This is a genomic window from Natrialba chahannaoensis JCM 10990 (assembly GCF_000337135.1).
Classification (GTDB): domain Archaea; phylum Halobacteriota; class Halobacteria; order Halobacteriales; family Natrialbaceae; genus Natrialba; species Natrialba chahannaoensis.
Map to the genome: position 1 here is coordinate 20206 of NZ_AOIN01000034.1, position 26700 is coordinate 46905.

The window sequence follows — 26700 nt, forward strand, 5'->3', positions numbered from 1 at the left end:
GTTTTTCGCGACAGTCCGACGAACTCGGGACGTGGCTTATACAATCAGCACCCATAGATATCAACATCTATCATGAGGATTGAACAGGGCGATTTTTCGGCGATCGAGGAGACTGCGTCCGGACAGACGCTCGACGAGTGGCTCGAATTGCTCGCCAAACCAAAGACGCGGATCACACTCGCTTACCTGCACGATCACCCGAACGCAACAGTGGACGAACTCGCGACGGCGATCGCCGGCAAAACCGCCGTCGAGACGGGACGGATCGTGACTGAAGCAGAGTACGATGAAGCGTGCATCTATCTGTACCACTCGATACTGCCGCGACTCGACGACTACGGGGTACTCGAGTACGACCACGCAGAAAGCGCTGTTCGAGACGCCACCATTCCCGCGGCGGTCGTCGCCGTGCTTGAGATCGACGAATGACGATTGAGGGGCTGGATGATGCATTCGTGGCCGTCGAGCGTGAGCGAAAGCGACTCGTGGTTCACGCCGCCGACGTTGCTGTCGCGGACGAACTCGAACGGCAGTTCGCGACCCGAAACGTGGCCGTCGACTACCGACGAACCGCGGCGTTCGACGAGGGATTCGTGGTGATTCGAGACGCCGACGGCCGCTTTCGAGGGACGCTCGGAATCGACCAGTTCGACACCGTTCTCTCCCCTGAAACCACTCCGCTGTGGGCCCTCGAGCCCTCCGAAACCGAAGCGGACGAGTTGTTCGACTTCCTCGAGAACACGCTCTTTTCGTCCTACGATCGGCGGCAGATGCTCGCGGCTACGAGAGAGATCGAAGATCGAGCGTGGCGGGCCGCCGAGGGACACCTGTACGCCGGTTTCCAGCGAACGGCCGCGCTCGAAGCACAACGCGAGGCGTATGATCGCCTCTCGGCTCGTGGAGAGCTGTCGGTAACTGTCTTCACTGACGACGACTGGGACAAGGCCCTCGAGGAACTCTCGGTCGTCTCTGCATCGGGCGAGATTGGGCAGTTCTGGTTCGTCGTCTTCGACGGCACCGTAGAGGAGAACCAGGCGTGTGCGTTGGTCGCGGAGGAGCGCGAACCCGGACTGTACTACGGCTTCTGGACGTACGATCCCGCGTTCGTCGGCGAACTGGTGGCGTACCTCGAGGATACCTACGATGTCCCAGAAGCGTAACGGTCAGGTTGTGGCAAAAACACGAGATTCGAAGATCGAACGAACGCTTTTGCACCGAGGAGTCGAACTGGTGTTGATCGAATGGTTGCGCTCTCGTTCGCCGTCCTCGTCGGGGTCGCTATCGGTACCTGTCTGTTCATGGCCTGGGTGCTCGGGGCGAACAGCAACTCCCCGCCGTTCGCACCGGCGATCGGCGCGAACGCGATTTCGACGATGCAAGCGGCGTTTGTCATCGGCTTGCTCGCCGCGGCGGGTGCGCTCATGCAGGGCGGTAGCATCTCCGAAACCGTCGGTGCGGACCTCATCGACGGTGTTACGATCACGCCGCTTGCCGCAACTGCGGGGCTGCTCACCGCAGCTGGTTTCATGGCGATCGGGATCTACACCCGGTATCCGATCCCCGCGGCGTTTGCAACGACGGGTGCGATGGTCGGTGTTGGCCTCTCACTCGGTGGTGATCCAGCGATGGCGACCTACCAGCGACTCGGAACGTTCTGGGTCATGGTCCCGTTCATGTCGGGCGGATTGGCGTACGCGACCGCAGTCACACTCAGGCGCGAAGAGATCCCGGAGACGGTCGGCGTTCCGCTGCTTGCAGGAATCGTCGGCGCGATTGTCGCAAACATTCGTCTCGGGGTTATTCCGGATCCAGCCGCCGATCAGGGGACGCTTGCGCGATTTCTCGCCCAGCAGATCGGCGGGGGTCCGACACTCGTCGCAGACGTGACAGTAGGCGTTATCATCGTGACGATTGTCTTCGGTGCGCTCTGGTTTTACTGGGTCAGAAGACAAGTTCGTGTCTCCGTCGAGACCGGCATCCGTTCGTTTTTGCTCGTCCTCGGCGGGATCGTCGCGTTTTCCTCTGGCGGCTCACAGGTCGGGCTCGCGACCGGGCCACTCGAGAACCTCTTTCGTGTCGAACTCGGTCTTCCGGGAATCGTCCTGCTCTCGATCGGTGCGACAGGTATTCTCGCCGGAGCCTGGATGGCAGCACCACGATTGTTACAGGCGACCTCGAGAGAGTACGCCCAACTCGGCGTCCGACGCTCAATCGCCGCGCTGGTTCCCGGGTTCATTATCGCACAGCTCGCGATCGCACTCGGCATCCCGATCTCGCTCAACAACATCATCCTCTCGGGTGTCATCGGCGGCGGGCTGGCAGCGGGATCAGCCGGCGTCTCCCGTCGAAAAATCGGCGTGACGGTGACGTTCTGGCTGCTGACACTCGGGAGTTCGATCGTCGTCGGCTACGGGCTCTATCAGGTGCTCGCGTTTGTCATCGGTGGGTAACACCCTCACTTGAGGACCGTCACCGGCTGTGGAGTTCGTTCGATCACCGTCGTCGCGACACCGCGGCCGAGAAACCGGGTGACGAGGCCGCTCGAGTGGGTATCGTGACCGTACATGACGACGTGGTCGACGTCGTGGTCGGTCGCGTACCGAGGAACGACGGTTCCGGGCCGCCCCGCTGTGCTGTGGATCTCGACACGGTCGGCCGCCGACTCGTCGATCCTCGCCAGCAGACGAGCGCTCCGCTTGCGTGCCTCGTGCGTTCGCTCGCCGGCGCGCTCGAGGACGCCGCCCTCGCTCATCGGCGCATCGATCGGTGTCACAACCGCAAGAAGCGTTACGTTGGCGTCGGGAAACGTCTCGAGGGCATAGGAGAGTGCTTCGTCTTCGCGAGGGCGGCCGAGCGTGGGAACGAGAACGGTGTCAGGATCGACCATGCCCCGTCTACAACGGGCACAGGGATCGGTCTATCGCCAGCTAAGACTGGGAACCGACGCCGTCGGAACCGAATCGCGCGCTGCCCTGCTGGCGCACAGACGAGAGTGCAAACGCACACTGCACTGACCACCCCGTCTGTTCGTGCAACGGACGAGCGATACCGACTCGGGAGACGACAGTTTAAACCACAGGACGCGCCAATCACGGGTAATGAACGTCGAGGAGCTGTCGGGGCTCCCGCCCGGTGCCCGCTCGCACTTCGAAGAACAGGGCATCGAGGAGCTCTACCCGCCCCAGGCCGAGGCCGTCAAGGCCGGTGCGACCGAGGGTGAGAACCTCGTCGCCGCCGTCCCCACCGCCAGCGGCAAGACCATGATCGCTGCGCTGTCGATGCTCTCTGCCGTCCAGCGCGGCGGGAAGGCGCTGTACATCGTCCCGCTGCGAGCCCTGGCCAGCGAAAAGAAGGCCGAGTTCGACGCCTACGAGGAGTTCGGCGTCACAACCGGCGTCGCCACCGGCAACTACGAGTCGACCAGCGAGTGGCTCGCCACGAAGGACATCATCGTCGCGACCAGCGAGAAGGTGGACTCGCTCGTGCGAAACGGCGCGGACTGGCTCTCGGATCTCACCTGCGTCGTCAGCGACGAGGTGCACCTGATCGACGACCGGAACCGCGGCCCGACACTCGAGGTAACCCTGGCCAAACTCCGGCGACTCAACCCACAACTGCAGGTCGTCGCACTCTCTGCAACCGTCGGCAACGCAGACGAACTCGCCGACTGGCTCGACGCCGACCTGGTCGACACCGACTGGCGGCCGATCGACCTCCAGATGGGCGTCCACTACGGCAACGCGCTCAACTTCGACGACGGCGAGACGCGAGAGGTCCCCGTCGAAGCCGGCGAGAAGCAAGAAGCCGCACTCGTCCGTGACATCCTCGAGGAGGGCGGCTCCTCGCTCGTCTTCGTGAACTCCAGGCGAAACGCCGAGGCCGCTGCCCGCAGACTCGGACAGGTCTCGAGTCGCGAACTGACCGCCGGTGAGCAAAGCGACCTGGCAGAGCTGGCCGCCGAGATCCGCGAGGACAGCGACACCGAGACGAGTCAGGACCTGGCCGACTGCGTCGAGCGCGGCTCGGCGTTCCACCACGCGGGGCTCTCGAGTACCCAGCGCAGTCTGGTCGAGGACGCCTTCCGCGACCGCCTACTGAAGGTCATCTCCGCGACGCCGACGCTTGCCGCAGGGGTGAACACGCCGGCACGGCGTGTCATCGTCCGCGACTGGCGGCGCTTCGATCCGAGCGCGGGCGGGATGGCCCCACTTGACGTACTCGAAATCCACCAGATGATGGGGCGGGCCGGACGTCCGGGTCTCGACCCCTACGGCGAGGCCGTCCTGCTCGCGAAGAACCACGACGAGAGCCAGGAGCTGTTCGACCGCTACGTCTGGGCCGAGCCCGAACCTGTCCGCTCGAAGCTGGCCGCAGAGCCGGCGCTGCGGACGCACGTGCTCGCCACGATCGCTTCCGGATTTGCCCGCACACGTGCGGGGCTACTCGAGTTCCTCGAGGCCACGCTCTATGCGAGTCAGTCGAGCGAGGGAGGACGGCTCGAGCGGGTGACCGACGACGTGTTGAGCTACCTGGAACGGAACGATTTCATCGAACGCAGCGGCGGTCCCGAGGACACGCTCAACAGCGAGGCCGACGCGGCGAGTGCGTTCACGTCGGCGGCCGACCTGGCCGATAGCGGTAGTGGTGGCGGTGATAGCGGGGGCACAACCGGTCAAGAAGAGGACCTCGAGGCCACCAGCCTCGGCCACACCGTCTCGCGGCTCTACCTCGATCCGATGAGCGCCGCCGAAATCGTCCACGGGCTCGAGGACGCCGACGAGCGCCCGACCGCCCTCGGACTCTACCAGCTCGTCTCACGAACCCCCGACATGTACGAACTTTACCTGCGCTCGGGCGAGGACGAGACATTCGGCGAACTCTACTACGAGCGCGAGCGCGAACTGCTCGGCGACGCACCCAGCGAGTTCGAAGAAGAACGCTTCGAGGACTGGCTCGCCGCCCTCAAGACCGGCAAGCTACTCGAGGACTGGGCGAGCGAGGACGACGAGGAACAGATCACCGAGCGGTACAAGATCGGCCCCGGTGATCTCCGTGGGAAGGTCGACACTGCCGAGTGGCTGCTCGGTGCGGCAGAGTCACTCGCGAGCGAGATCGACACCGAGTGGGCCGTCGCGGTCCGCGAGGCTCGCGCCCGCGTCGAACACGGCGTGAGTGAGGAACTGCTCGAACTCGTCTCGGTGAGCGGAATTGGCCGCAAGCGTGCCCGGCGGCTCTACGCGGCAGGCATCGAGGAACCGGCAGCCCTCCGGTCCGCCGACAAGGGTGTGATCCTGCACGTCCTCAAGGGCGAGAAGACGGCCGAGAATATCCTCGAGAACGCCGGGCGCGAAGATCCGTCGATGGACAGCGTCGAGCCGATTCCGGTCGAGGGCGGCTCCGGGTTGAGTGGAGCATCGAACTCGAGTAGCGGCGAACTGAGCACCACCGAGAACGACACGAATACCGATGCCGACGCCGACGACAACCAATCCAGCCTGGGTGACTTCTAATGGACCCAGAGCTACTCGAGTGTCGCCTCGCAGTCGACGACCTCGATGCGTTCGTCACCGACCTTGGCGAGATCAGCGAGCGCCACGGCGTGACAATACAGGCCTTCGACGCGCGATACGTCGCCGGCCAGCAACACCTCCAGCGGGCCGCCCAGTTCGCAGACCGCGCGCTCGAGCGCGGCGAGAACGTCGCTCGCGACCGGGCAGTCGAGATACTGCTCTACGCGGCGGGCCGACGGCAGATCGACCAGGCACTCGAGATGGGCGTCAGCCAGGGCGAGACTCGCGCCGTCATCCTCATCGACCACGCTGGGTCGACGGAGAACGAACGCGGCGACCTCGAGGCCGCCCGCGAGGCGATCACAGATCTTGAATCGTTCGTCGAATCCGAATTGACGCTCGACGATCCGGACGAGGAGACCCTGCAGTCGTTCTTCGATATCACTGACGCCGAACGCGCCGCGACGGACGCCTCACTCGAGGCGCTGGTTCGCGAGCGAGTGGCGTTACTCGAAGTCCAGAAGTAACATTGGCACACGAACACTGTCCTCAAATCGGTACGCGCACCCGAAAACCGGAAATCGGCAGCACACTCTTATCCATCCCCGTTGAACCGCCGTCAACAGCATCGATGGCCACCCTCGAGGACCCCCTCACAATCGGCGGCGTGACGATTCCCAACCGGCTCTACCGCGCGCCGCTACTCGAGTGCGCGGGAAACGGCCCCGACGCAGTCGACGCGCTGATCGACGACCTTGAACCGGCCGCAGCGTCGGGAGTAGGGCTCATTTTCCAGGGTGCGACCATCGTCCGCGGCGAGGGCGGCTGTGCCGCACCCGGTATGACCCGCGTGCACGACCCTGCGTTCGTCTCGCGACTGTCGCAGCTGACCGACCGGATCCACGACCACGGCGGTCGGGTTTTTATCCAACTCGAGCACGGCGGCCTGCGGAGCATGGAGACTTGGAACGCCGAGTATCGCGCCGAACATCCCGACCTCGAGCAGCTGGCGGTGTCGCGACCGCCGTGGCAGCTTCGCCTACTCGATCGACTCGGCTTTCTTTCGTACGATCCGCACGTGCTCTCGACCGACGAGGTGTACGACCTCGCGGCCGATTTCGGCCGCGCGGCTGCAGCTGCTGTCGAGGCAGGCTACGACGGCATCCACCTCGCGGCGGCGAACATGGGGATCATCCAGCAGTTCCTCTCGCCGTTCTATAACCGTCGGGACGACGAGTTCGGCGGCTCGCCCGAGGCCAGACTCGCGTTCCTCGCGCTGGTCCACGACGAAATTCGTGAGCGTGCAGGTGACGTTCCAGTCGTGACCAAGGTGCCAGCAGAGACGCCAGCACCGCCCGCACCGATCGTTCGGCGGAAACTCTCGCTCTCGGACGGCATCGAAATTGCGCGCCGACTCGAGCGGATCGGCTACGACGCCGTGGTACCGGTCCAGACATCGGTCGTCTGGGATATGAGTATCGTGCGCGGCGAGTATCCCGAGCGGGCATGGGCAAACGACAACTTACAGGAGGCGTACGACGCAGCGTTTGGCGGACCGACGCGACGACGACTCGTCTCGCTCGCAAATTGGGTCCAGTCGCTGCAGTACGGGTTCGAGCCAGCCTGGAACGAGGAGTTCTGTCGGCGGGTTCGTGAGGCGGTGTCGATTCCAGTGCTCGCAGAGGGCGGGATTCGTGAGCGCAGGGAGATGGATCGATTGCTTGGGGCAGGCGAGGGGAACGGCGGTGGCGGCGAATCGGGGCAGGAGACCGAGCCTGCGTGCGATATGGTCGGCCTGGCCCGTCCGTTCTACGCCGAACCGCGACTCGGTGCGCGACTGCTCGATATCGACGCGGATTCGACCCACACCTCTTCCACTCCCTCTCACCCTACCGGCACCGCCGAGAAGACCGCACCGCGCGTCCTCTGTGACAGCTGCAACAACTGCACCGTTCCGCAGGCTACGGGCGCACCCGGCATCTGTCGCACACCCAGCGTGCTGCGACAGCGAGGGGTACTCGAACGCGAGGATGCGTACGTGACCGATAACAAACACGCGAACAGTGACGAAACAAGCAAGCAGTGATGGAATACTCGGTCAGTGACGAGCCACCAACTCGAGAACGAACATTGCAGGCGCGAACAACTCAGACACGAACGGTCTCAGACGAGAACTCCTCGATTGTCCCTTCGAGTTCGTAGCTCGGCGTCCGTAACTCGAGAAGCGACGAGTCGGGCACATCGACGAAGTGTAGCGACAGTTCGTACCCGCCGTTCGCGTCGATGCGGCTGGCTTCGCGCTGGCCAGTCTCGGGGTGGACCGCGAGTGCGTACTCGCCGGCGTCTGCGGGGTCCGTCTCACCCTCGATTGCGTAGGTCGACAGCGACGCCTGGCCATCGTTGCTCTCAACGGGGTAACCGTTGTCGCGCCACGGGTTGAATCCGTCTGCAAGGCCGTAGACATCCGTGTAGCCGTTCTCGATGAGCGTCCCCGCTCGCTCGCCTGCCTGCAGGATCGGACAGACACAGTAGGTGACGATTCGCGTGTCGGTGTCCCACTCTGCAACCGGATCGGCCGACCCCAATCCGTCCGGTGACGGGCTGAAGACGGCACCCTCAATGTGCGCCTCGTCGTACTGCGCCTGCGTTCGTGCGTCGACAAATCGGGCCTCGCCATTCTCCCACCACTCGACGACATCCTCGAGCGGCGCAAACGGGACGGTCTGACCGTTGAACGTCACGGTTTCGTACTCTTCCGGGGAGTCGTGAGAGTCGGTATCGTCGGACTCAGAATCCGAAAACTGGTCTAGACACCCGGCAAGGCCAGCGAAGCCACCGAGTGCCACACCACCAGTCGCTCGGAGAACCGTTCTTCGTTCCATAATTTAGGAAATGGGGCAGTAAATTATATCAGTTGGGGTCGACGCCAGTAGCACTCACAGAGTGATTCGCCGTCACTGCTCATCAGATCTGAGACCCCTTCGTTTCAACTGGAGATCCACAGCCGACGCTCGGATAGTACTCGAGTTGAAATGTGAGAAGTAGTCCATGCTGGATTCGAACCAGCGTCGAAGCCCCCAGAAGGCTTCAGGATTGGCCGCTACCCTAATGGACTTGACATGACGCCGCCGGTGTCGGTTACCAACGTCGTACCAGTCTGTAGTTGGGGTTCGTATTAGAGTGTTACGAACTCAGATGAGCGAGACAGCGTGAGTCATAGTGCTCCTTCCGATGGCAATTGGCACAGAGAACGAGACACTTCTTGATCTCACGTTCGATCCGCTCTTTCGAATACCCAAAAGAAACCATCTTTCCGACAGCCATCTCTTTTTCGTCTTCATTTAAATGATAGAAGTCCAGACACCTGGGATCATCCTCGTCACATCGGGTACAGCCTCGCTCGTGTTTGTATTCGTACACCCACGCTCGGTGCCTCGCTCGTCGGATGAGAGACCGCTCCGTGTTCCAGTCGGTGGTTCGGTAGTGCCACCGCTGATCCACAGAGAGGTCATCCCAGGACATTCCCTCGGGAAGTTCGATATCGTCTGGCTTCGGGCTTACTCGAGGGCCTCTCGAGTCCGGCCCGTTCCTTCGCGTCGTTCCAGCCACCACACGTTCGAATAATCGTCGCAGAGGCGGGTGTCAGCCCGATTTCTTCGTACTGTGCTTTCGTCGGCGACTCACCAAGTCGTTCGGCAGCCTCCCGAAGTGCCTCGATACACTCGTCTTCCGTAGTCACACCTCCGTTCGTTCCAGCATTTGGTATAAACCCGCAGACGAAAACCGGATGGGAGTACGCTACTCGTGTGATCACGAACCGATACCACTATTCTCCCGACCCGAGCACACTCGAGTATGTACGTCGGACGATTCGTCGTTGTTGGCCCCGAGGGTGGCGCGTACCGCGTCTCCTCCCGGTCGTTCCCGAACCGAGCAATCACTGCACGAGACGATGCTGAGGCACTGACCGTCGGCCCGACCGAAGATGCACCGGACACCGACAACCCGTACGTCTCCTACAACTGCCTGCGCGTTGTCGAGACACCGACCGGCGAGACGGTTGCGTTCGGCAACGGCTCGCATGTCGATCCGATCGCGGAGAAACTCGAGTTGGGCTACCCGGCGCGGGACGCGCTCGCGGAGAGCCTGCTCGCACTCGATTACGAGAAGGACGACTACGATACGCCGCGAATCGCGGCGACGATCACTGACGATGGCGAGGCGCTGATCGGCACCGTCCGCAAGGACGCGCTGCTGGTCGAGACCGTCGACGAGCCAACGCTCGTGGCGACCTACGAGAAGGACGCACCGGAGCCGATCGACTTCGAGGCAGAGAGCGCCGCGGCGGCAGCCAGCGAGAGCTACGCACTCGAGTACGAACACGCAGTGTGTGCGGCTGGTGTCGTGCGAACCGAGGACGGATTCGAGACGGCGATCGAGAACGGGAACGAAGACAGCGCACACTGATTTTGGCGTGACAAGCCCTTCGTCCAGAAGGGGGTGTCCCACGTCCTGACGCAACGAGTTGGGTTCTGGGTGTGCGAAACGGAGTGAGTCACGTGCGGGCAGGCAATGTACAACTGTATCGCGACAGTGAGTGTCGCACATGAAGGTCGGACTCATCTCTGACATCCACGGGAATCGCGTCGCCCTGGAAGCGGTCCTCGCAGACATGCCGCGAGTCGATGAACTCTGCTGTGCCGGGGATGTCGTCGGCTACAATCCCTGGCCAGGAGACTGCGTCGACGAGTTGCGCAAGCGAGATGTCCCGACCGTGCTCGGAAACCACGACGCCGCCGTCGCCGGCGAGACGCCGTTCCGGTTCAACGGGATGGCGCGGGCAGGGGTCGAGTACGCTCGCACCCAGCTGACGGCAAACCAGCGCGCGTGGCTCGAGGGGTTGCCGACGGAGCGACTCGAGTGCGACGGGCGCGTCAAGCTGGTCCACGGGCATCCCGACGATCCACAGCGGTATTCGCGGTACACGTATCCGGAGGAGTTCTCGGCGCAGTTACTCGACGAGGAGGACGTGCTGGTGCTCGGCCACACGCACGTACAGGGGGTCGAACGCTTCGCTGAGGGGATCGTCGTCAATCCCGGGAGCGTCGGCCAGCCTCGTGACGGCGATCCGCGGGCGGGCTACGCGGTCGTCGATCTGGCGGCGATGACTGTCGAGACGGATCGCGTCGAGTACGATGTAGCGGCGGTGCAAGAGGCAGTCAGAGAGGCCGAACTGCCAGAGCGGATCGGGAGTCGGCTCGGGCGAGGAAAGTGATCAGAGGCGGTGTGGATTGCTCTGTTGTGTGCAGTCTACAATATCAAGAGACAATCAAACAGTAAAATCCACCGCCTTACAGCGATTCAACAGCGGTCGAGGCAGGATTCCACGGGTCATCTGACCCGTGGAGCTGACCAGTGCCGTCTCACGAGAAACAAACTCGAATTGAGACCAGATACGGGCCACACAGCCTCTGCAAGCGGTTCGGCAACTGAAGGTGTCTGCAGAAGACGACACCGCACACAAAGGCGATACCGAAGTGTGAGACGAGGGTGCCGGATTTCTCACGGGGGCTGGGAACGGTCACGCATTCGAAACGGGATCGATTGTTGATCGTCACGGGGACCACTTACCATTCACTGAAGTCGGAAGTGTGTTGCTGCGATAATGTCTCTGAGAGAAAGGTTGTAAGTGCAGTAGTGACTGCATCAGGTTGTTCAACAGGGGCACTGTGACCGGCACTTGGAAGGAGTGTCTGGTGAGCATGCGGGAGCTTGTCAATCATCGACGTGGTCCGATCGGGAGAAAGAACGTTGTTTCCCTCACCGTGAATAGATAAGACGGGGACCGTGACTGTCCGTAACTTCGGGGTGAAGTCAGATCGATCAATCCATGACTGCATTGCGTAATAAACCGACTTCGCCGGATACGTCTTCCACCGATTCACCCAGGAATCGACGACAGCCGGCTTGGTCGAACGTGTAGTATCACTAAACATCTTCTCCACTGATATCTGTAGCACAGTGTTGGATTGCATACCATCTTCGAGAACGGTCTCTGCAAGCTGCCGATATTCCTCCCTCTCAGCGTCGGTGTGCGGTTCAGCCATGCTATTGATGAGTACAAGCCCTTTGAGGTACTCTGGATAGCGGTCTGCAAACCGTAATGCCATAAACCCGCCCATTGAAATTCCAACAAGGACGAATGAGTTGATGTCTAGCGCCTCCCGTAGTGCAGCAAGATCGTCCGCGAGGTCATCTAGGTCATAGGGTTCATTGTACAGGTCCGTTCGTGCACGGAGATCGTACGCAATTGCTCGATACTCCGATGACAAGGCATCAAGTTGCTCGGCAAATAGCGTTCGATCCGTTAACATCCCATGTGCGAAGATTACTGGGGGTCCATCGCCGACATCAGTAATAACGGTTTCTGGCCGTTCTCGGTACCGCTTTGATCCGTCAGTAGCTGTCGCCATGTAACAACAGATATCGCCCACACGACACGTAATATAACTTCTCCCTGAATTTGAACTTACCTTATTACATACGATAAAGAGTAGTGAGCGTGAACAGGAGATACTGTTGAAACAGACGTTGTTCCCTCACCAGAGGGCTGTACAGGGTGTACGTCGTGAGATGACGAGTCACGTTCTCGTTGTTATGTAGTGTGTTTTCGCATATAACGAACTGGTGTGCTGAGTGATGCAACTGTCGACCCGCTTTGGTTACCAATCTCTAGCTGGAAGCGAACGATCCCAAAGCCGTCTTCCAACTCATCCTTACCAGTGACTTCACATGTAACGTGAAGGGTGTCGCCAGGTCGAACAGGCTGTTTCCATCGTAACTCATCGACCCCAAGTGCTCCGCTCGTTTTCGACCCCTGGAGAAGATTTTCGACAAAAAGTCGTTGTGCAACGCTGACTGTAAGCAAGCCGCTTGCAATGAGTCCGCCGAACACAGACTCTGTCGCCGCATCTGGATCTGTATGAAACGGGAGCGGATCATACTGTTCTCCATAGGAGATGATTTCGTCTTCTGTAAGTGTGTGCTCCCCGAATTCGTATGTTTCGCCGACAGAGAAATCTTCGTAATAATCGTTGCTCATGGTCGATGCACATTGTCATCAGATATAATGGTTTCCCAGGTTCGATAAACAGTCTCAGAGAGCTAAATTCCAAAAGAACGGTTGTATTCAATTACTAGACAGTGTAAAATCCAACGCCGTATAGCGACTCAACACAGCCGGAGAGAGAGAGAGACAGGTCCGACTGTGAGGGGAGGTACACGGACCCGAAGAGCAACCAAATCGAACCCTTTAGGCAGGACACCGATATACGGTGGCGTATGGTTGTCTCCGGCGACCGGGCGTGTACCGGCAAGAATCGACCACGACACGCCGAGCGCCGGTGTTGTCGATGGCACACGCGAGCGAGCAGTAGTAACCGACTAACAGGGAAGGCATCTGAGCCGCCTCAGCAACAGGGAGGCAAATGGTAGATGATCGGACGACTACGCGAGGACACGCGGGCGATGTGCGACCGAGATCCGGCCGCACGCCGGTGTCTCGAGGTCGCACTCACCTATCCCGGCGTCCACGCCGTCTGGGGCCACAGAGTCACCCACCGGCTCTGGAACAGCGGCTTTCGACTCCTCGCTCGCCTTCTGTCGCATCTCGTGCGACTCCTGACGGGTGTCGAAATCCATCCTGCTGCGACGATCGGACGACGGGTCACGATCGATCACGGAATGGGTGTCGTCATCGGCGAGACCGCCGAGGTCGGCGACGACGTACACATGTACCACGGCGTCACGCTCGGCGGCGACACGAACGAGCCAGTGAAGCGACACCCAACGGTCGAGGACGGCGTGAAAATCGGCGCGAACGCGACGCTGCTCGGCGACATCACGATCGGTGAGAACGCGGCCGTCGGTGCGGGGTCGGTCGTCACCGACGACGTCGAAGCCGGTGCGACGGTGGTCGGTATTCCGGCACGACGGATCGACGACTGACGAGTGGGTACGGCTAACGAGTAGGAGGGTCAATTCTCCTGTTGCTCGTCGACCGTTCCGTCCGCACCCGGGGGTTCTCCTTCTGCTGGCACACCCTCATCCGTTTCGACGCCTGTTTCCGTTGTGCCGTCAGCATTCGGTTCGCCGTCATCAGCGGTTGTATCGTCACTAGCCGTCTCCTCGTCGGTGGATTCAGGATCTGAGACGTACCCCAGTTCGAACCAGAGCCTCGCCGTACAGTCCATCGCCTCCTCGTCGAGTTCAGTTTCTCCCTCCCGCTGGTCGAGATAGCCGTTACAGCGGCCGTGCTGGACCACGTTCATTAGCGTCGCCGCCGAGCCACACTCGGGGCAGTCGATGTAGTAGTTCCCCTCGTCGTTCTGGTGCCAGGTGTCGGGGTCCAACTCGGTGTAGGCGGCATCCTCGCGTCGACTGTCCATGTCCGACTCATCGACGACGGGGCCGGTAAGTGCAAGCCCAGAACACGCAACCTACCCGCCGGCTGACTGGTCACCAGTCTACTCGCTCAGCCGTGGAACTCGACGAGCGGCTCGACCAACGACTCGCCGGCATCGAGCAGCGTCGCCACGCGGTCGTCCGTCTCGGCCTCAGCGTAGACCCGCAACACGGGCTCCGTCCCGCTCGGCCGAACGAGCAGCCACGACCCATCATCGAGTAGCAACTTGAACCCGTCTGCGGTGTTCACGTCTGCAACCGTCGTGTCAGCCACTGTCTCAGGAATTTCGGACTCGAGTGCACCGAGCACGCGCGCCTTCTCCTCGTCGGGGCAGTCGACGCTGGTCTTGTCCTGCACGACGGTCCCGTGGGAGTCGAGCAGTCGATCCACCCGGTCGTCGATCGGTTCCGCGGCGTGCATGGCGGCTGCGAGCAGCGCGACGAGGACGCCATCCTTCTCGCGGACGTGCCCGCGGACGGTGAAGCCGCCGGACTCCTCACCACCGATGAGGGCGTCGCGGTCGGCCATCGCCTGTGCGACCCACTTGAAACCGACCGGGACCTCGTGGACGGCCTCGTCGTGCGCCTCGGCGACGCGGTCGATGAGGTACGTCGTCGAGACCGAGCGGACTGCCGAGCCAGCGTCGGACTCGAGTAGGTACTCGTAGAGTGCGGCGAAAAAGAGGTTCTCGTCGAGGTAGCCGCGGGCGGGTGTGACGATGGCGAGGCGGTCGGCGTCGCCGTCGTTTGCGAGACCGAGAGTTGGCGCGCTGTCGGGGTCGGTGACGCGGGCGATCAATTCGGTGAGGTGCTCAGCGGCAGGTTCGGGTGCGCCGCCACCGAAGTCGGGGTCGCGCTCACAGCGCAGGCGTTCGACGGTGAGGCCGGCACGCTCGAGGGCGGCATCCGTGACGCCACGACCGCTGCCGTGCATGGCGTCGTAGGCGACGGTGAACTCCGCGTCGGTGACCACGTCGTCGGCATCGTTGTCACCGGCATCGCTGTCGCTACCCTCGCGATCATCGCCTGCGGTAATCGACCCGACCAGATCGAACACCGCGTCGGCGTGTGGCGTCTCGAGATCGACCTCCTGGACGGTGCCGTGCTCGGACTCTGGAAGCGGGTCCGGTTCCGCGAGACGGTCGGCAATCGCGTCCGTGACTTCTGGAAGCGCCGGCGCGCCGGTGTGTGGAATGAACTTCACGCCGTTGTACTCTGGCGGGTTGTGCGAGGCGGTGATCGCGAGGCCGCCAGCGAGGCCGCGCTCAACAATCGCGTGCGCAACGAGTGGCGTCGGGCAGTCACGTTCCGGGAGCAATACGTCGAAGCCGTTCGCACACAGCACTCTGGCGAGTTCTTCGGCGAAACCACGAGAGGTCTCGCGGGCATCATAGCCAACCACGACGGGGGCGTCCCGACCCTCGTCGGCAAGGTACGTCGCAACTCCTTGGCCCACCATGCGGACGCGCGGCGTCGTGAACGTTTCGAGTGTCGCTCGCCAGCCGTCGGTGCCGAACGTAATGGCGTTCATAGACGTGACTCACCGTCGGATGCGAAAAAAGCGACGCTGCAACCCTCTGACCGAAACGGTGAACTGACAGGAAGGGGTCTTTGTGCTAACGCCCCACACAAACAGAGGCGACACACACATTGGGGCGTTCCACATTATCTCCCCTAATGAGCCATTCCACGCCAACCGTCCTTGCAGTCAGTGGCAGCCTTCGCGAAGGGAGTTACACGCGAACCGCACTGCAGTACGTCTTGCGAGCGGCCACCGAAGCCGGTGCTGAGACAACGCTACTCGACCTCCGCGAATACGACTTACCGGTCTATGACCCCGATCTCGACGAACAGGGCGACGAACAGGAAGTGAAAGCCCTCATGCGCGAAGCCGACGCCGTTGCTCTCGGCACACCGGTCTATCACGGCTCGTACTCGGGCGCGCTGAAGAACTTCCACGACTACTGCGGCTGGGACGAATACGAAGACACCACCGTCGGCCTGCTCGCGACCGCTGGCGGCGGCAGTTACGGGTCGACACTCGACCACCTACAGATCACGGTCCGGGGCGTCCACGGCTGGGTACTGCCCCACCAGGTCGGCCTTCGGAATGCGAATGAGAAGTTCGAGAATGATCCTGACGCGATCGACGGGCGTCGGTTCCGCGACACCGACCTGCAGGAGCGGGTGGAAAAACTTGGGCGGAGCCTCACCGAGTACGCGTTCATCGATCCCAGCGTTACGTCGACGCGGGCGGCCGGCGACGATTGAACGACGACCGGTTCAACACACGACGAACGCGACGCAGACGGTTTACAAAGCGCGTTTGTCGAGGGAACCCCGACAGGCTGTCAGACGTAGTCTGACAACGTCGTGGAAACAGGAAGCCCCATCCTCAAGCGCGAGCCGTCAGGCGAGCGGTAGGGTGGGGTCGTTCACTGGACGCCATTGCCGGCCCAACTGCAATACGGCTACGGTCGAACCGAGACGTCGGTATGGCAGTCCGTATTAAGCCTCGACCGCGTCGAGGCGATGCTCGAACAGCCGATCGCCCGACTTCTCGCAGATCACGGCGATCACGTCGCGGGAGGTACAACAGGACTCGACAACCTCCTCCGTCATGTGTACGTCGCCGCCGGTCGGACACTTCTCTAAGAAAATTCGGAGTGCGTTACAGATCTCGCCCTTCAGCTGCGGGTCGTGTGTGTCCCAGTCGGGCATCCACTCCGCGAGGGTGCGACTCGCGGCGACATCGGCGAGTAACGCCGTCCGGGAGGGCCACCGTCCAACGGCCTGGCGGTTTGCGCGGAGGATCAGGCCGTCGCCGCGGGGCTCGAGGTCCAACTCGTCGGGGTCAGCCTCGAAGCCGAACGCGTCGACGGCGTCGACAAGCTCGATGGACTCCACGTCAACAGCGTCGATCTCGTCGAACCAAACCCGTTCGAATTCTGCGGTGAGACAGAGGTCATCGATGTCCTCGCAGGGCTCGATGACCTCGTGCTCGAGGAAGTACGTCTCGAGGTTGATGGCTCCGGAATCGGAACCACCATTACCATTCCCATCACCATCACCGTCACCGTCACCGTCGACATAGTGGGCCGGCGGTTCAGACTGCACCGTTGCGTCGGGGCCGGGCGGCTCAACCATCGGATCGAAGTAGGCGGTCGCGTCGTCCGGGTCGGTCGTGTCAACACCAGCGTGAGCATCAGTGGTGTCGATACCAATCTGCTCGTCGGTCATCGAGTCGATGTCGGCTCCGCTCGAGACCGTACCGGCATCGACGCCCTGGAAACCGCCAGCGATCTCGGGGTCCTGCTCCTTGCCGAACAGGCGTAACACGTCAGCCGGCAGATACCGTTTGGTCAACGTCGGCGTCCCGGGGACGAGATAGCCGCGAAAGTAGATTATCGCAGTCGAGACGGCAATGGCAAGGACGCCGGCGGCCCTGTGTTTCCGAGCGACGAGCCAGCCAGCAACCGCAGCAATCGCCAGGTTGACCAGCGTACACGGCAGGCAGCGATTCTCGCCAGTATACTCCGGCTGTTTGAGATCGTCGATGTCCATATTGTCCGCATGAACGACGACCGTCACTATCTATTTTTCGGATAGGTCGTGAGAAATACTATCTGAAGATCACGATTGCGTCGATAGCGGAGCAGTCCGGACACCGTTCGGCGGTGGTCGGTGGCCGCGGGGGAAGAACGCTCGCCGGTGGATTCCCAGAGAGATCTGGTCGGTTCGTGGCTGTTCCTCGAACCCATCTGTGGCGACCAGCTTCCGTACTCGAAGCGCCGCCAAGGCAGGACTCTCACTCGAGGCCAACGAGTCGCTCCTTCTGAGCGCGGGTCAACTGCTTGATCTCGTACTCACGGGACATGGCGGCCGAACGCGTCTCGTAGCGCTCGTGGTAGCGCAGTTTGACCGGCGTGCGACCGCGGGTGTACTTCGCGCCCTCACCCGCATCGTGTTCGGCGACCCGTCGCTCGAGGTCGGTCGTGTAGCCGGTGTAGAGCGACCCGTCGGCGCACTCGAGTACGTAGACGACGTGCTCACCGTCGGAAACAGAATGTGGGCCAGAGGCGTCGCGACGCATGTCGTTGGCAGTGGTGTGTTCCGATTCGGATGAGTTGACGGTGTGGTCCGGCGAATCAGCAGGTGACTCCGGCTGTGCCATCGTGCGTTGATTCGAAAGAGAGCCCAAAAAGGGTCCCGTCTGGACAGAGCTGGCGGTTGCAACATACGATTCTCAGCGGGGTCGTCCGGTCGTGTTAGGGACGACGAGCACGCTCGCGCGCGGCTTCGGCGATTCCTGCATTGGCCGAGCAGCTAATGCAGGCCCGAATATCGCCGTATTCGTCCGCAAAGACGCGTGCAAACCGGTCGGAAACGTGCGCGTCGCAGTGGTCACACGTGGGCATTGGTGACGCCGGCAAACGCCGGCATGCAGTACTATTCGTGGAAGGAATAAAAATCCTTCCTAGACGCCCACCTGAGTTTGAGTATGAGAAGGTTATCTTTTGAATCCGGAAACAATATTACCGTCGAGCGCTATGAATCGCGCGCGCAATCAATGTAGCTTGTGCGCCGGCGACGAAGCCAGCGTCGATGTTGACGACGGACAGCACCGTACAGGACTGGAGCAATCCCGCCAGGGCCGCCTCACCGTCGCCGCCGTGACCGTACCCACTCGAGACGGGAACCGCGATGACCGGCGTATCGACGAGGCCAGCGATCACGGTCGGCAGCGCACCCTCTCGACCCGCGGCGACGATCAAGACATCTGCATCACGAAAGCGCTCAACCTGATCGAGCGTCCGCGTGAGGGCCGCGACGCCAACGTCGTCGACTCGGTCGATCATCGCCCCGGCGTCTGCACAGACGATTTCAGCCTCGTCGCCGACTGGCTTGTCGACCGTGCCAGCCGTCACGATACCAACGGTCACCCCGAGTTCTGGCTGATCGAAGTCGGACCCGACAACGCGGACGGTCGTCCCGCGGCGCTCGATCGTCGCATCGGGAGCGGACTCAGCCAGTGCCGTTCGGAGGGCATCGACCTGGTCGTCGCTGACGCGAGTGAGCAGCGCTCGGTCAGTCGTCTCGAGTGCGGTCTCTGCGAGCGCGACGACCTGTGCGGTGGACTTGCCCTCGGCGAGGATCGCTTCGGGAATGCCCCGCCGTGACTGTCTGGCAGCGTCGAAGCGACCGGCCTCGCCGGTGACGTAGCCATTGAGCTCGGCCTCGGCCTGTTCGGGAGAGAGGGTGCCATCAGCGACGGCATCGAGGAGTTCGCGCATACGTTCAATGGGGGACCGCGATACTCGAATCCGTCGGAGATGCGAGGGAGGTGTCGAAACCGCGCACGAGAGGACCCAGCGGCGCGCGCGAGCCGAATCGACGCGCTCGAACGGGTAAAGCGGCGTTCCTGAGACTCATAAGTCATATACTTTCCGGTGATTGGACCCCCCGAAATGGGCGTCGCAACCCCTGACGGCCCGGTATTTCCGTGAATAACCAAAGCATTTATATGGTGGAAAGGGAAATCGCTATATCGTATGGCAGACCTTATCGTCAAAGCTGCTGTGAAGGAAGCGCTCGATGACAAGAACGTCGCCTCGGACTTCTACGACGCACTCGACGAGGAAGTCGACGAGCTGCTCGAGGACGCCGCCCGTCGCGCAGAAGCAAACGACCGAAAGACGGTCCAGCCGCGCGACCTGTAAGGTAGCGGTTACCACAATTCTTTCGCACGCTACACTGGTGAGCTGTTGCTGTCGCCTGATAGCTAGCTGTGTCTGTCAGTCATACCGATAGTGGCACGGTTAGTAGCGGAAGTGACACTAGCACCAGCGCTGCTGTACTGGCGCTTCGGGAGCAGCTGTCAGCAAAACAAAGACACGAGAACGATCGAGTCGATCCTTACCGGTTTCGTTGGCGCTCGTCGAGGTACTCCTTCGTGTGGCCGCCAACAACGTACTCCGCCTCCTGCAAGTCAGCGACGGAGGCCGACCCTGTGACGAACATCGCCGTCCGCAACTCGAGTTCGAGTTGCTCGATCAGGTCGACAACCGCGTCGGTGCCCTGACCTGCCGGGCCGAGGAACGGCTTTGCAAGGCCGCCCGCGCGAGCGCCCAGGGCGATCGCTTTCGCGATGTCGAGACCGGTTCGGACGCCACCGCTCGCGATCACGCAATCGTGCACCGACGCGGATTCAAGCGTGCTCACCGCGGTCGGGACGCCCCAGGCACGGAACAGTTGGCCGATTTTCTCCTGGCGGGATGCACCGACAGCAGCGGCGCGATAGGATTCGATGCCGGACCACGTGGTTCCGCCCTGCCCGGCCACGTCGATGGCGTCGACACCGGCGTCGGTGAGGCGACTTGCGGTCTTGCGCGAGATACCGTTGCCCGTCTCCTTGACGACGACCGGTACGGAGAGATCGCTCGCGACGTGGCCGATTTCGGCGAGGCAGCCCCGAGCGTCGACATCACCCTCCGGCTGGACTGCTTCCTGCAGGAAATTGAGGTGGATCGCCATCGCGTCGGCGTCGATCATGTCGACGGCCGCCTCGACGTCCGCCACGTCGTACTCGAGTAGCTGTGCCGCGCCGACGTTGCCGTAGAGGAACGCGTCGGGTGCGACATCGCGAACGACGGTGTAGGACTCGAGTAGGTCCTCGTCGTCGAGTTCAAGGCCGGCGCGCTGGCTGCCGACGCCCATCGCGATGTTCGTCTCCTGGGCGGCTTCAGCGAGTGCGCGGTTGATCTTCGTCGTGTTTGGGTGGCCGCCAGTCATGCTCTCGATGACGATCGGGGCCGCTAACTCGTGCCCGAACAGCTCGATCGTGGTGTCAATCTCGTCGCGGTGAATCTCCGGCAGTGCCTCGTGGACGAGGTCGATGTTGGCAAAGCCGGTGCCTGCCGTCTCGACGTCTTCCTCCTCGATGATGCGGATGTGGTCGTCTTTCCTGTCGGATGTTTCGGGCATCGAATCGTCTCCATCCGAAGGTGGGGGAGTCTGTGTTGAAAAGGTGTCCATTCTCGGTGCGCAGGTGTGGGTTCTCCTCCCGACTTCGCAGCATCTCACATCGGACACACGCTTTTAGCACTCCCCATCGAATCCCGCCTATGCTCCGTCACCTCCTGACCGGGATCGGCATTCTCGAGTTCGCTGCACCGCGGCGTATTATCCGCGCTGCAGAACGAATCGCCTTCGAAAACCCCGGTGAGGGACGGCTCAGACGGTGGACGATCCCGATGGCCCGTCTCGAGGCGCTCGTGTTCACCTGGGCCGCCGTCCGCAACCGCGGTCCGCCCGCAATCGCTCGCCCACTGCTGGCCGGCCTCGGCCTCGCGATGGCCCTCGCGCCACGGTCGGCACTCGAGTTCTGCCTCCGACTAACCTACGAGAATTCGGATGATATCGAGGTGAAACCGTGGGTAGGGCCGCTTATGCGTGCGCTGGGTGTGGTCTATCTGGTGGCTGCGCTGGCTGCTGGGCGGGCGGATACGCCAGCGGACATCGACGCGGGAGAAGACAGCGCCACCCAGTGAAGTACCGCTGAGAAGACCGCCGGAATCAGTACGTTCGAACGTCCACACCGTCGGCCGTGCCGACGTACGTCTCGTCGGCCAGCCCGACGAACAGGCCGTGTTCGACGACGCCCGGAATCGAAGCGAGTGCGGTCGCGAGCGCGTCTGGATCTGCAACTGCTCCAAACTCGCAGTCGAGGAGTAGGTTTCCGTTGTCGGTGACGACCGGACCGTCCTTGTGCTCGGCGTCGCGAAGCGTTGGTTCGCCGTCCAGTTCCCGAACGCGCTCGGCGACGACGGTGTGGGCGTCGGGGAGCACTTCGAGTGGAACCGATCGATCGAGGTCGGTCGTGAGCTTCGACGGATCGGCGACGACGAGGAACCGGTCCGCGGCCGCATCGACGAGTTTCTCGCGGGCGTGTGCGCCCCCGCCACCCTTGATGAGCGCGCCGTGTGCGGCCGACTCGGGATCGTCGACCACCTGATCCGCACCGTCGATCGCGAGATCCACGCCGTCGACGGCGTCGAGTGTCGTCAGTGGAATGTCGTACTCGAGTGCAAGCTGGCGCGACTGGAAAGACGTCGGGATAGCCCGAACGTCGAGGCCGTCGGCGACGGCCTGTCCGATGGCTTCGATCGCGTAGGCGGCCGTCGATCCGGTGCCGAGGCCGACGACGGTGCCGTCCTCGACGGCGTCAGCCGCGCGCTCGCCTGCGTGTCGCTTCGCCGTGTCGCTCCCGCCCTCGGTCTTCATGGTCTGGTTCATCAGGCGGTCGGCGAAGAGAAAAACGTTGTACATCTCGTATCGCTATCGTGTCGCGCTGATCGTGCTGTCCGCTGTCGCGCTGGTCGCGTTGCCCGTGTGAGAAGCGCGGCCGAGGGCAAGCAGACAACCCACAATGAGTCCGTAGCGTGGGTACTACCCGAACGACGCCACGAGCTGGGAGCCAGCGAGCGGCGGCGAGGTCGTGACGGCGAACAGGGACTCGAGTGCGACGCGAACCTGGCCGAGCCATGGGAGTCGGACAACGGACTTGCTGGTGACCCACTCGGGTTTGACGACGGTCGTGTCTGCGTACTGGCCGCCAACCTGGTCGTACAGGCTGTTCGCATCACCCTTCGTGACGAAGCCGTCGTGCGGTGCCGGACACGAGTGCAGCGCCGCACACGTTCTGTCGCCGAGCGCGTCGGTGTCTGCCTTCGTCTCGACCCAGTTTTCGCCCTCCTCCACCCAAAAGTGTGCGCGGTGGATGACTGGCGTTTTACTCGGATCGCCGTCTGGTGTGAAGACGATGACATCGCCGGGTTCGCCGAACCGGAAGTGCGTCCCATCACCATTCATTGCAGCTTCGCGAGTGACAACGCCAGTCTCGCCGACGGCCTCGCTGCCGACGAACCGATCGCCGTCGGCGACGAGAACGAGGTCCCCGGTGTCCACGTTGGGTTCCATACTCCCACTCTCGACTGCGGCCAAAGGCGGCCAGACGCCACTGAATGCGACGAGCAACAGGCCGACCAGTCCGACGACGGCGACACTGCTCGCGATATCTCTGCACGCGACGGCACGGGCATCGTCCGATCGGAGCAGCCAGTGACCGAGTCCGTCAGTGGGGTCGGAGTCAGAACCACTCGAGGGCCCGGCGGTGTCGGCTGGGGGCGCATCCGAACTCGAGTCTGGACGCGAGCGTGTACTCGAGTTGGCCGCCGAACGAGAGGGCGAATCGGAGGGCGAATCGGAGCGGGGACGATCGCTCATCGAGACACTCTCCGAGCCCACGGCAGGTCAACGTTTCGGGTTTCCAACACCATCAGGGTGAACACACGTCCTGCGGTCCTGCAACCGCTGCGAACCTTTTTCACACCAACCGTGGTCGAACACCCATGGCGACGGGGACCGCAGTCAGCCTCGAAAACGTTCGTAAAACCTACCAGCTGGCCGAACCCGTCCACGCGCTCGACGGCGTTGACCTCGAGATACCAGAGGGATCCTACACCGCGATCATGGGACCAAGCGGCTCCGGCAAGTCGACGCTGATGAACCTCGTCGGCTGTCTCGACACCCCAACCGACGGCACCGTCGTCGTCGGCGGACAGGACGTCGGCGACCTCGACGACCGCGAGCGGACCACCCTCCGGGGGATGACCGTCGGCTTCGTCTTCCAGACATTCAATCTGATGCCGCGACTCACCGCACTCGAGAACGTCGCCCTGCCACAGCTCTTTCAGGGAGTTAGCCGAAACGAGCGAACCGACCGCGCACGCGAGTTGCTGGAGCGTGTCGGACTCGGCGACCGGATGGACCACCTGCCGAACGAACTCTCTGGCGGCCAGCGCCAGCGCGTCGCTCTCGCCCGCGCGCTGGTGAACGACCCGACGATAGTGCTGGCCGACGAGCCGTCAGGGAATCTCGACACCGAGACCGAGGCCGACGTGCTCGACCTCTTCGACGAGTTCCACGACGCCGGTACGACCATGCTCGTCGTGACCCACGAGCGCCATGTGGCATCGCGCGCAGAGCGGATCGTCCACCTGCTGGACGGTCAGATCGAGCGAATCGAGGAACTCGACAGCAGTGACGCGAGTCCGCGGTCGAGCGCTGGCCACGACCCTGACGAGCGCACAGGATCGGCACCCGGAGCGAACGGCTGATGCGCCCACTCGAGTTCGGTCGACTCGCCTGGCGGTCGATCGGGAGCCACCGGTTACGCTCGGCGCTAACGACGCTGGGAATTATCATCGGTATCGCAGCGGTGATCGCGTTCGTCACACTGGGTGCGAGCCTACAGGCCGGCTTGCTCGGCGATATCAGCCCGGACGATCAGCGGAACCTCTACGGCTGGGCCGCCGAGCCGGAGACGGAAGGTGGCCCACTCGCCGGCGCACAACCAGTGTTCACGCAGGACGATCTCGAGCGGGTGGACGAACTCGAGGACGTCGACGCGGCCTACGGTTACATGCCAATTTCGACGCAGGCGTTGGCCTACGACGGTGAGCTAACGCCACAGAGCGATGCGCTGATCGCCGCGGGACCACCGTACATCAGACCGGAGACGATCGACGAGGGTCGGCAGTTCGAGATGGGCGAACGTGAGGCAGTGATCAACCCGGCGGTGGCCGGCCAGTTCGAGGAGAACGTCTCCGTCGGCGACGAGTTGACCATCGTCAGGCAGGGCGGCGAGCAGACGTCGGTGACTGTCGTCGGGATCACGGACAGTTCTGAAGGACTGAGTCCGTTCGAAGGGTTCGAGCCGTCGCCACGGGTGTACGTGCCGACGGACCCCTACTACACGGAGGAGGTAGACGGGATCGGTGCCGGGTTTGGTGGTGACGAAGCAGCTGAAGACGAAGCGGACGAGGCGGATCCAGCCGACGGCGATGACGGCGATGCAGCAACCGCTGAGGACGCCAGATTCCTCGCAATCGTCGTCGAGGCACCATCTGCCGACGAGGGGGATATCGACCAGGCTCGCGACAGCGCACTGGCCGTACTCGAGAGCGACGACTCCGATGCGAGTGAGTTGCTCGGCGACGACCTCGAGATCACCATGCAGACGAGCACCGAGTTGCTCCAGCAGCTACAGGACATACTCGACCTGCTGCAGAACTTCATCGTTGGCATCGCGGCTATCTCGCTCGTCGTCGGTTCGATCGGCATCGCGAACATCATGCTGGTTAGCGTCACCGAGCGGACCCGTGAGATCGGGATTATGAAGGCCGTTGGTGCGCAGAACCGGGACGTGTTGGGCCTGTTCCTGACGGAAGCGGTGGTGCTGGGAGTCATCGGTGCCATCCTCGGCACGGTACTCGGACTCGCCGTTGGGTACGCCGGGGCGTGGTACATCGATATTCCGCTCGTCTATCCCTACGAGTACGTCGCGCTCGCTGTCGCCGTGGGAATCCTCGTCGGCGTTCTCTCAGGGCTCTATCCCGCCTGGCGGGCGGCCCGAACGGATCCGATCGACGCGCTCCGGTACGAGTGAGGACGATAGACGGGAAGAGCCAGAATTAGAATTAGAATCAGAACCGAATCAGCCCCGGTTTCGATTGTCGTCAGTTACCTGATCGTCGCCTGCAGCGTTGTCGGCGTCCGTGGCATCGTCGTCATCCCCATGCCAGCGTGCCGCCTCTCGGTCGGGGCGGTCCCCTGTGTCAGTATCAGCGGGTGGCTCAGTGTCGGTGGCTCGACCGCGTTCGCGAGTTTCGTCCTGGTCGCGATTCGTATCTGAGCGAGCGCGGTGGTCGGTGGCTGTAGATCCGTAGCGGTCGGGACGAGTAGAACGGTCCGATCGATCAGACGAAGGTGGCCCGTTGGGAGGCGACCGCGAGCGGTCAGCGCGGTCGGGGTGTGTCGCGGACGAGTCCGTGGGCCCGGTGGCGCGCGAAGCCCGTGGCGAGCGCACGCGGCGACCGCGTGGCCCCTCACGCCGGGGCGGCTCCGTCCCGAGCGTCTGGTTGGTTCGGTGTCGCACCGACGGGAACTCGCGGGCGAGGTACGATCCGAGGACACCGCCGAGTAGCGAGAGGCCAACGGTGTAGAGCAAGACGACCGTCGAAAGCAGTCCGAAGAAGGCAAGCACGACGACAAAGCCCTCGAACGGGACGGCGGCGACGCCGAAGCCAAATCCCATAAATCCGAGGAAGAAGAGGGCAATGCCGACGACCGGCACGAACATGATCGCACCGGCGAGCGCCCCGGCGAGGACACCGTCTCTCGTTTCCGGTCCCTCGAGAAAGCCGGCGACTGCGCCCCCGATGATCGTCGAGAAGGGGATAAACGAGAGGACAACGGCGACGACGGCACCGATGAGCGCGTTGATAGCAGTTCGGCCACGACTCATACGCGACCAACGACGAGCAGCGAGAAAAGTGTCCGTGGTCGAAACGACTCGTTTCGGAGCGCTGTCCAGTTCACTCCTTTCCTAGGCACGGTCTATAGTACCCGCTGAAAATCACGAGACACCAGATTGTACGAGGGCTGTGGACCACCGTGGGAACCGTTTCAGTCGGTACGGTGGTGGGAATGCCAGTAGCAACTCACCCAGGGTTAGCGACTGTTTTTGAGTGAACCTCTTCAGATCGCTCGTTTTTATGGATGATAGTCAGGCGCTCAGGGAACCCAGACATCAATTCGAGCGTGACTTGATAGGGAACATTACGGCCAACATCCGAGACAATTTCAGAATCTACTTTGTTGATAC

Annotated in this window: 29 protein-coding genes and 1 tRNA gene; 14 read left to right on the top strand and 16 right to left on the bottom strand. The window is 62.4% G+C overall.

Annotation, left to right across the window (positions count from 1 at the left end; genetic code table 11):
* Nucleotides 1-72: 72 nt before the first annotated feature.
* The 3 genes from C482_RS03865 to C482_RS03875 all read left to right on the top strand — a co-directional run bounded on the left by C482_RS03865 (nt 73) and on the right by C482_RS03875 (nt 2450).
* Nucleotides 73-429: a DUF7344 domain-containing protein gene (locus C482_RS03865; RefSeq protein WP_006166166.1), complete on the top strand. Its 357-nt coding sequence runs from the start codon at nt 73-75 to the stop codon at nt 427-429.
* A complete protein-coding gene (locus C482_RS03870) occupies nt 426-1160 on the top strand; it encodes a DICT sensory domain-containing protein (RefSeq protein ID WP_006166167.1) in 735 nt (244 codons plus the stop codon). Before C482_RS03865 ends, C482_RS03870 begins: the two co-directional genes overlap by 4 nt.
* 81 nt (nt 1161-1241) lie before the next feature.
* Nucleotides 1242-2450 (top strand): inorganic phosphate transporter, encoded by a 1209-nt coding sequence (locus tag C482_RS03875; RefSeq protein ID WP_006166168.1) that lies wholly within the window; start codon nt 1242-1244, stop codon nt 2448-2450.
* 5 nt (nt 2451-2455) lie between these two features.
* On the opposite strand, the gene C482_RS03880 is transcribed toward C482_RS03875, so the two are convergent.
* Nucleotides 2456-2887: a universal stress protein gene (locus C482_RS03880; protein WP_006166169.1), complete on the bottom strand. Its 432-nt coding sequence runs from the start codon at nt 2885-2887 to the stop codon at nt 2456-2458.
* 211 nt (nt 2888-3098) lie between these two features.
* On the opposite strand from C482_RS03880, the gene C482_RS03885 reads away from it, so the two are divergent.
* The 3 genes from C482_RS03885 (at nt 3099) to C482_RS03895 (ending at nt 7596) form a co-directional block, all read left to right on the top strand.
* Nucleotides 3099-5510: an ATP-dependent DNA helicase gene (locus C482_RS03885; RefSeq protein ID WP_006166170.1), complete on the top strand. Its 2412-nt coding sequence runs from the start codon at nt 3099-3101 to the stop codon at nt 5508-5510.
* On the top strand, nt 5510-6037 hold the full coding sequence (gene cgi121 / locus C482_RS03890; RefSeq protein WP_006166171.1) for a KEOPS complex subunit Cgi121: 528 nt from the start codon (nt 5510-5512) through the stop codon (nt 6035-6037). The genes C482_RS03885 and cgi121 overlap by 1 nt, the downstream gene beginning before the upstream one ends.
* Before the next feature lie 104 nt (nt 6038-6141).
* Entirely contained in the window at nt 6142-7596 is a 1455-nt protein-coding gene (locus C482_RS03895; protein WP_006166172.1) for an oxidoreductase, read from the top strand.
* A gap of 61 nt (nt 7597-7657) precedes the next feature.
* On the opposite strand, the gene C482_RS03900 is transcribed toward C482_RS03895, so the two are convergent.
* The 3 genes from C482_RS03900 to C482_RS22815 form a co-directional block, all read right to left on the bottom strand.
* Complete coding sequence (locus tag C482_RS03900) at nt 7658-8392, bottom strand: rhodanese-like domain-containing protein (protein ID WP_006166173.1); 735 nt, start codon at nt 8390-8392, stop codon at nt 7658-7660.
* A gap of 160 nt (nt 8393-8552) precedes the next feature.
* Nucleotides 8553-8625 (bottom strand) — tRNA-Gln (locus C482_RS03905).
* A gap of 393 nt (nt 8626-9018) precedes the next feature.
* The gene (locus tag C482_RS22815) at nt 9019-9249 is read right to left on the bottom strand and encodes a homing endonuclease associated repeat-containing protein (protein WP_394295529.1); all 231 of its coding nucleotides are present in this window, start codon (nt 9247-9249) and stop codon (nt 9019-9021) included.
* A 116-nt stretch (nt 9250-9365) separates the two neighbouring features.
* Between C482_RS22815 and C482_RS03915 the strand changes: the two genes are divergently transcribed.
* Nucleotides 9366-9977, top strand: coding sequence for an IMP cyclohydrolase (locus C482_RS03915; RefSeq protein ID WP_006166174.1), 612 nt, complete (start codon nt 9366-9368; stop codon nt 9975-9977).
* Between the two features lie 139 nt (nt 9978-10116).
* Nucleotides 10117-10785: a metallophosphoesterase family protein gene (locus C482_RS03920; protein WP_006166175.1), complete on the top strand. Its 669-nt coding sequence runs from the start codon at nt 10117-10119 to the stop codon at nt 10783-10785.
* Nucleotides 10786-11137: 352 nt separating this feature from the next.
* On the opposite strand, the gene C482_RS03925 is transcribed toward C482_RS03920, so the two are convergent.
* Together C482_RS03925 and C482_RS03930 are read right to left on the bottom strand one after the other, a co-directional pair.
* Nucleotides 11138-11983, bottom strand: coding sequence for an alpha/beta fold hydrolase (locus C482_RS03925; RefSeq protein WP_049896465.1), 846 nt, complete (start codon nt 11981-11983; stop codon nt 11138-11140).
* 182 nt (nt 11984-12165) lie between these two features.
* Nucleotides 12166-12612 carry a MaoC family dehydratase gene (locus C482_RS03930; RefSeq protein WP_006166177.1) on the bottom strand — a complete coding sequence of 149 codons (447 nt, stop codon included), beginning with the start codon at nt 12610-12612 and terminating at the stop codon, nt 12166-12168.
* A gap of 392 nt (nt 12613-13004) precedes the next feature.
* Between C482_RS03930 and cysE the strand changes: the two genes are divergently transcribed.
* Nucleotides 13005-13517, top strand: a complete 513-nt coding sequence (gene cysE / locus C482_RS03935) for a serine O-acetyltransferase (protein ID WP_006166178.1) — start codon at nt 13005-13007, stop codon at nt 13515-13517.
* Between the two features lie 29 nt (nt 13518-13546).
* Here cysE and C482_RS03940 read toward each other — a convergent pair whose 3' ends face one another.
* Together C482_RS03940 and C482_RS03945 are read right to left on the bottom strand one after the other, a co-directional pair.
* On the bottom strand, nt 13547-13957 hold the full coding sequence (locus C482_RS03940; protein WP_006166179.1) for a hypothetical protein: 411 nt from the start codon (nt 13955-13957) through the stop codon (nt 13547-13549).
* A gap of 86 nt (nt 13958-14043) precedes the next feature.
* Nucleotides 14044-15504 (bottom strand): phosphohexomutase domain-containing protein, encoded by a 1461-nt coding sequence (locus tag C482_RS03945; protein ID WP_006166180.1) that lies wholly within the window; start codon nt 15502-15504, stop codon nt 14044-14046.
* Nucleotides 15505-15650: 146 nt separating this feature from the next.
* On the opposite strand from C482_RS03945, the gene C482_RS03950 reads away from it, so the two are divergent.
* Complete coding sequence (locus tag C482_RS03950; RefSeq protein WP_006166181.1) at nt 15651-16244, top strand: NADPH-dependent FMN reductase; 594 nt, start codon at nt 15651-15653, stop codon at nt 16242-16244.
* A 237-nt stretch (nt 16245-16481) separates the two neighbouring features.
* Here C482_RS03950 and C482_RS03955 read toward each other — a convergent pair whose 3' ends face one another.
* From C482_RS03955 to larB, 4 genes are all read right to left on the bottom strand, one after another.
* Nucleotides 16482-17537 (bottom strand): hypothetical protein, encoded by a 1056-nt coding sequence (locus C482_RS03955; RefSeq protein ID WP_049896466.1) that lies wholly within the window; start codon nt 17535-17537, stop codon nt 16482-16484.
* A gap of 244 nt (nt 17538-17781) precedes the next feature.
* On the bottom strand, nt 17782-18066 hold the full coding sequence (locus C482_RS03960) for a GIY-YIG nuclease family protein (RefSeq protein WP_152421965.1): 285 nt from the start codon (nt 18064-18066) through the stop codon (nt 17782-17784).
* 175 nt (nt 18067-18241) lie between these two features.
* The gene (locus C482_RS22945) at nt 18242-18391 is read right to left on the bottom strand and encodes a DUF7563 family protein (protein ID WP_449406369.1); all 150 of its coding nucleotides are present in this window, start codon (nt 18389-18391) and stop codon (nt 18242-18244) included.
* Between the two features lie 117 nt (nt 18392-18508).
* Complete coding sequence (gene larB / locus C482_RS03965) at nt 18509-19267, bottom strand: nickel pincer cofactor biosynthesis protein LarB (RefSeq protein WP_006166184.1); 759 nt, start codon at nt 19265-19267, stop codon at nt 18509-18511.
* A 258-nt stretch (nt 19268-19525) separates the two neighbouring features.
* Between larB and C482_RS03970 the strand changes: the two genes are divergently transcribed.
* Entirely contained in the window at nt 19526-19693 is a 168-nt protein-coding gene (locus tag C482_RS03970) for a DUF1931 family protein (RefSeq protein WP_004267503.1), read from the top strand.
* A gap of 196 nt (nt 19694-19889) precedes the next feature.
* Here C482_RS03970 and fni read toward each other — a convergent pair whose 3' ends face one another.
* Nucleotides 19890-20957, bottom strand: coding sequence for a type 2 isopentenyl-diphosphate Delta-isomerase (fni, locus tag C482_RS03975; protein WP_006166185.1), 1068 nt, complete (start codon nt 20955-20957; stop codon nt 19890-19892).
* A 140-nt stretch (nt 20958-21097) separates the two neighbouring features.
* Between fni and C482_RS03980 the strand changes: the two genes are divergently transcribed.
* On the top strand, nt 21098-21523 hold the full coding sequence (locus tag C482_RS03980; RefSeq protein WP_006166186.1) for a hypothetical protein: 426 nt from the start codon (nt 21098-21100) through the stop codon (nt 21521-21523).
* Nucleotides 21524-21548: 25 nt separating this feature from the next.
* On the opposite strand, the gene rpiA is transcribed toward C482_RS03980, so the two are convergent.
* Both rpiA and C482_RS03990 read right to left on the bottom strand, forming a co-directional pair.
* Entirely contained in the window at nt 21549-22256 is a 708-nt protein-coding gene (gene rpiA / locus C482_RS03985; protein WP_193787737.1) for a ribose-5-phosphate isomerase RpiA, read from the bottom strand.
* 165 nt (nt 22257-22421) lie between these two features.
* Complete coding sequence (locus C482_RS03990) at nt 22422-23258, bottom strand: S26 family signal peptidase (RefSeq protein WP_049896471.1); 837 nt, start codon at nt 23256-23258, stop codon at nt 22422-22424.
* 125 nt (nt 23259-23383) lie between these two features.
* Between C482_RS03990 and C482_RS03995 the strand changes: the two genes are divergently transcribed.
* The gene (locus tag C482_RS03995) at nt 23384-24151 is read left to right on the top strand and encodes an ABC transporter ATP-binding protein (RefSeq protein ID WP_006166189.1); all 768 of its coding nucleotides are present in this window, start codon (nt 23384-23386) and stop codon (nt 24149-24151) included.
* Complete coding sequence (locus C482_RS04000; RefSeq protein ID WP_006166190.1) at nt 24151-25482, top strand: ABC transporter permease; 1332 nt, start codon at nt 24151-24153, stop codon at nt 25480-25482. Before C482_RS03995 ends, C482_RS04000 begins: the two co-directional genes overlap by 1 nt.
* A gap of 48 nt (nt 25483-25530) precedes the next feature.
* On the opposite strand, the gene C482_RS04005 is transcribed toward C482_RS04000, so the two are convergent.
* Nucleotides 25531-26340, bottom strand: a complete 810-nt coding sequence (locus tag C482_RS04005; RefSeq protein ID WP_006166191.1) for a DUF5518 domain-containing protein — start codon at nt 26338-26340, stop codon at nt 25531-25533.
* Nucleotides 26341-26700: the final 360 nt, after the last annotated feature.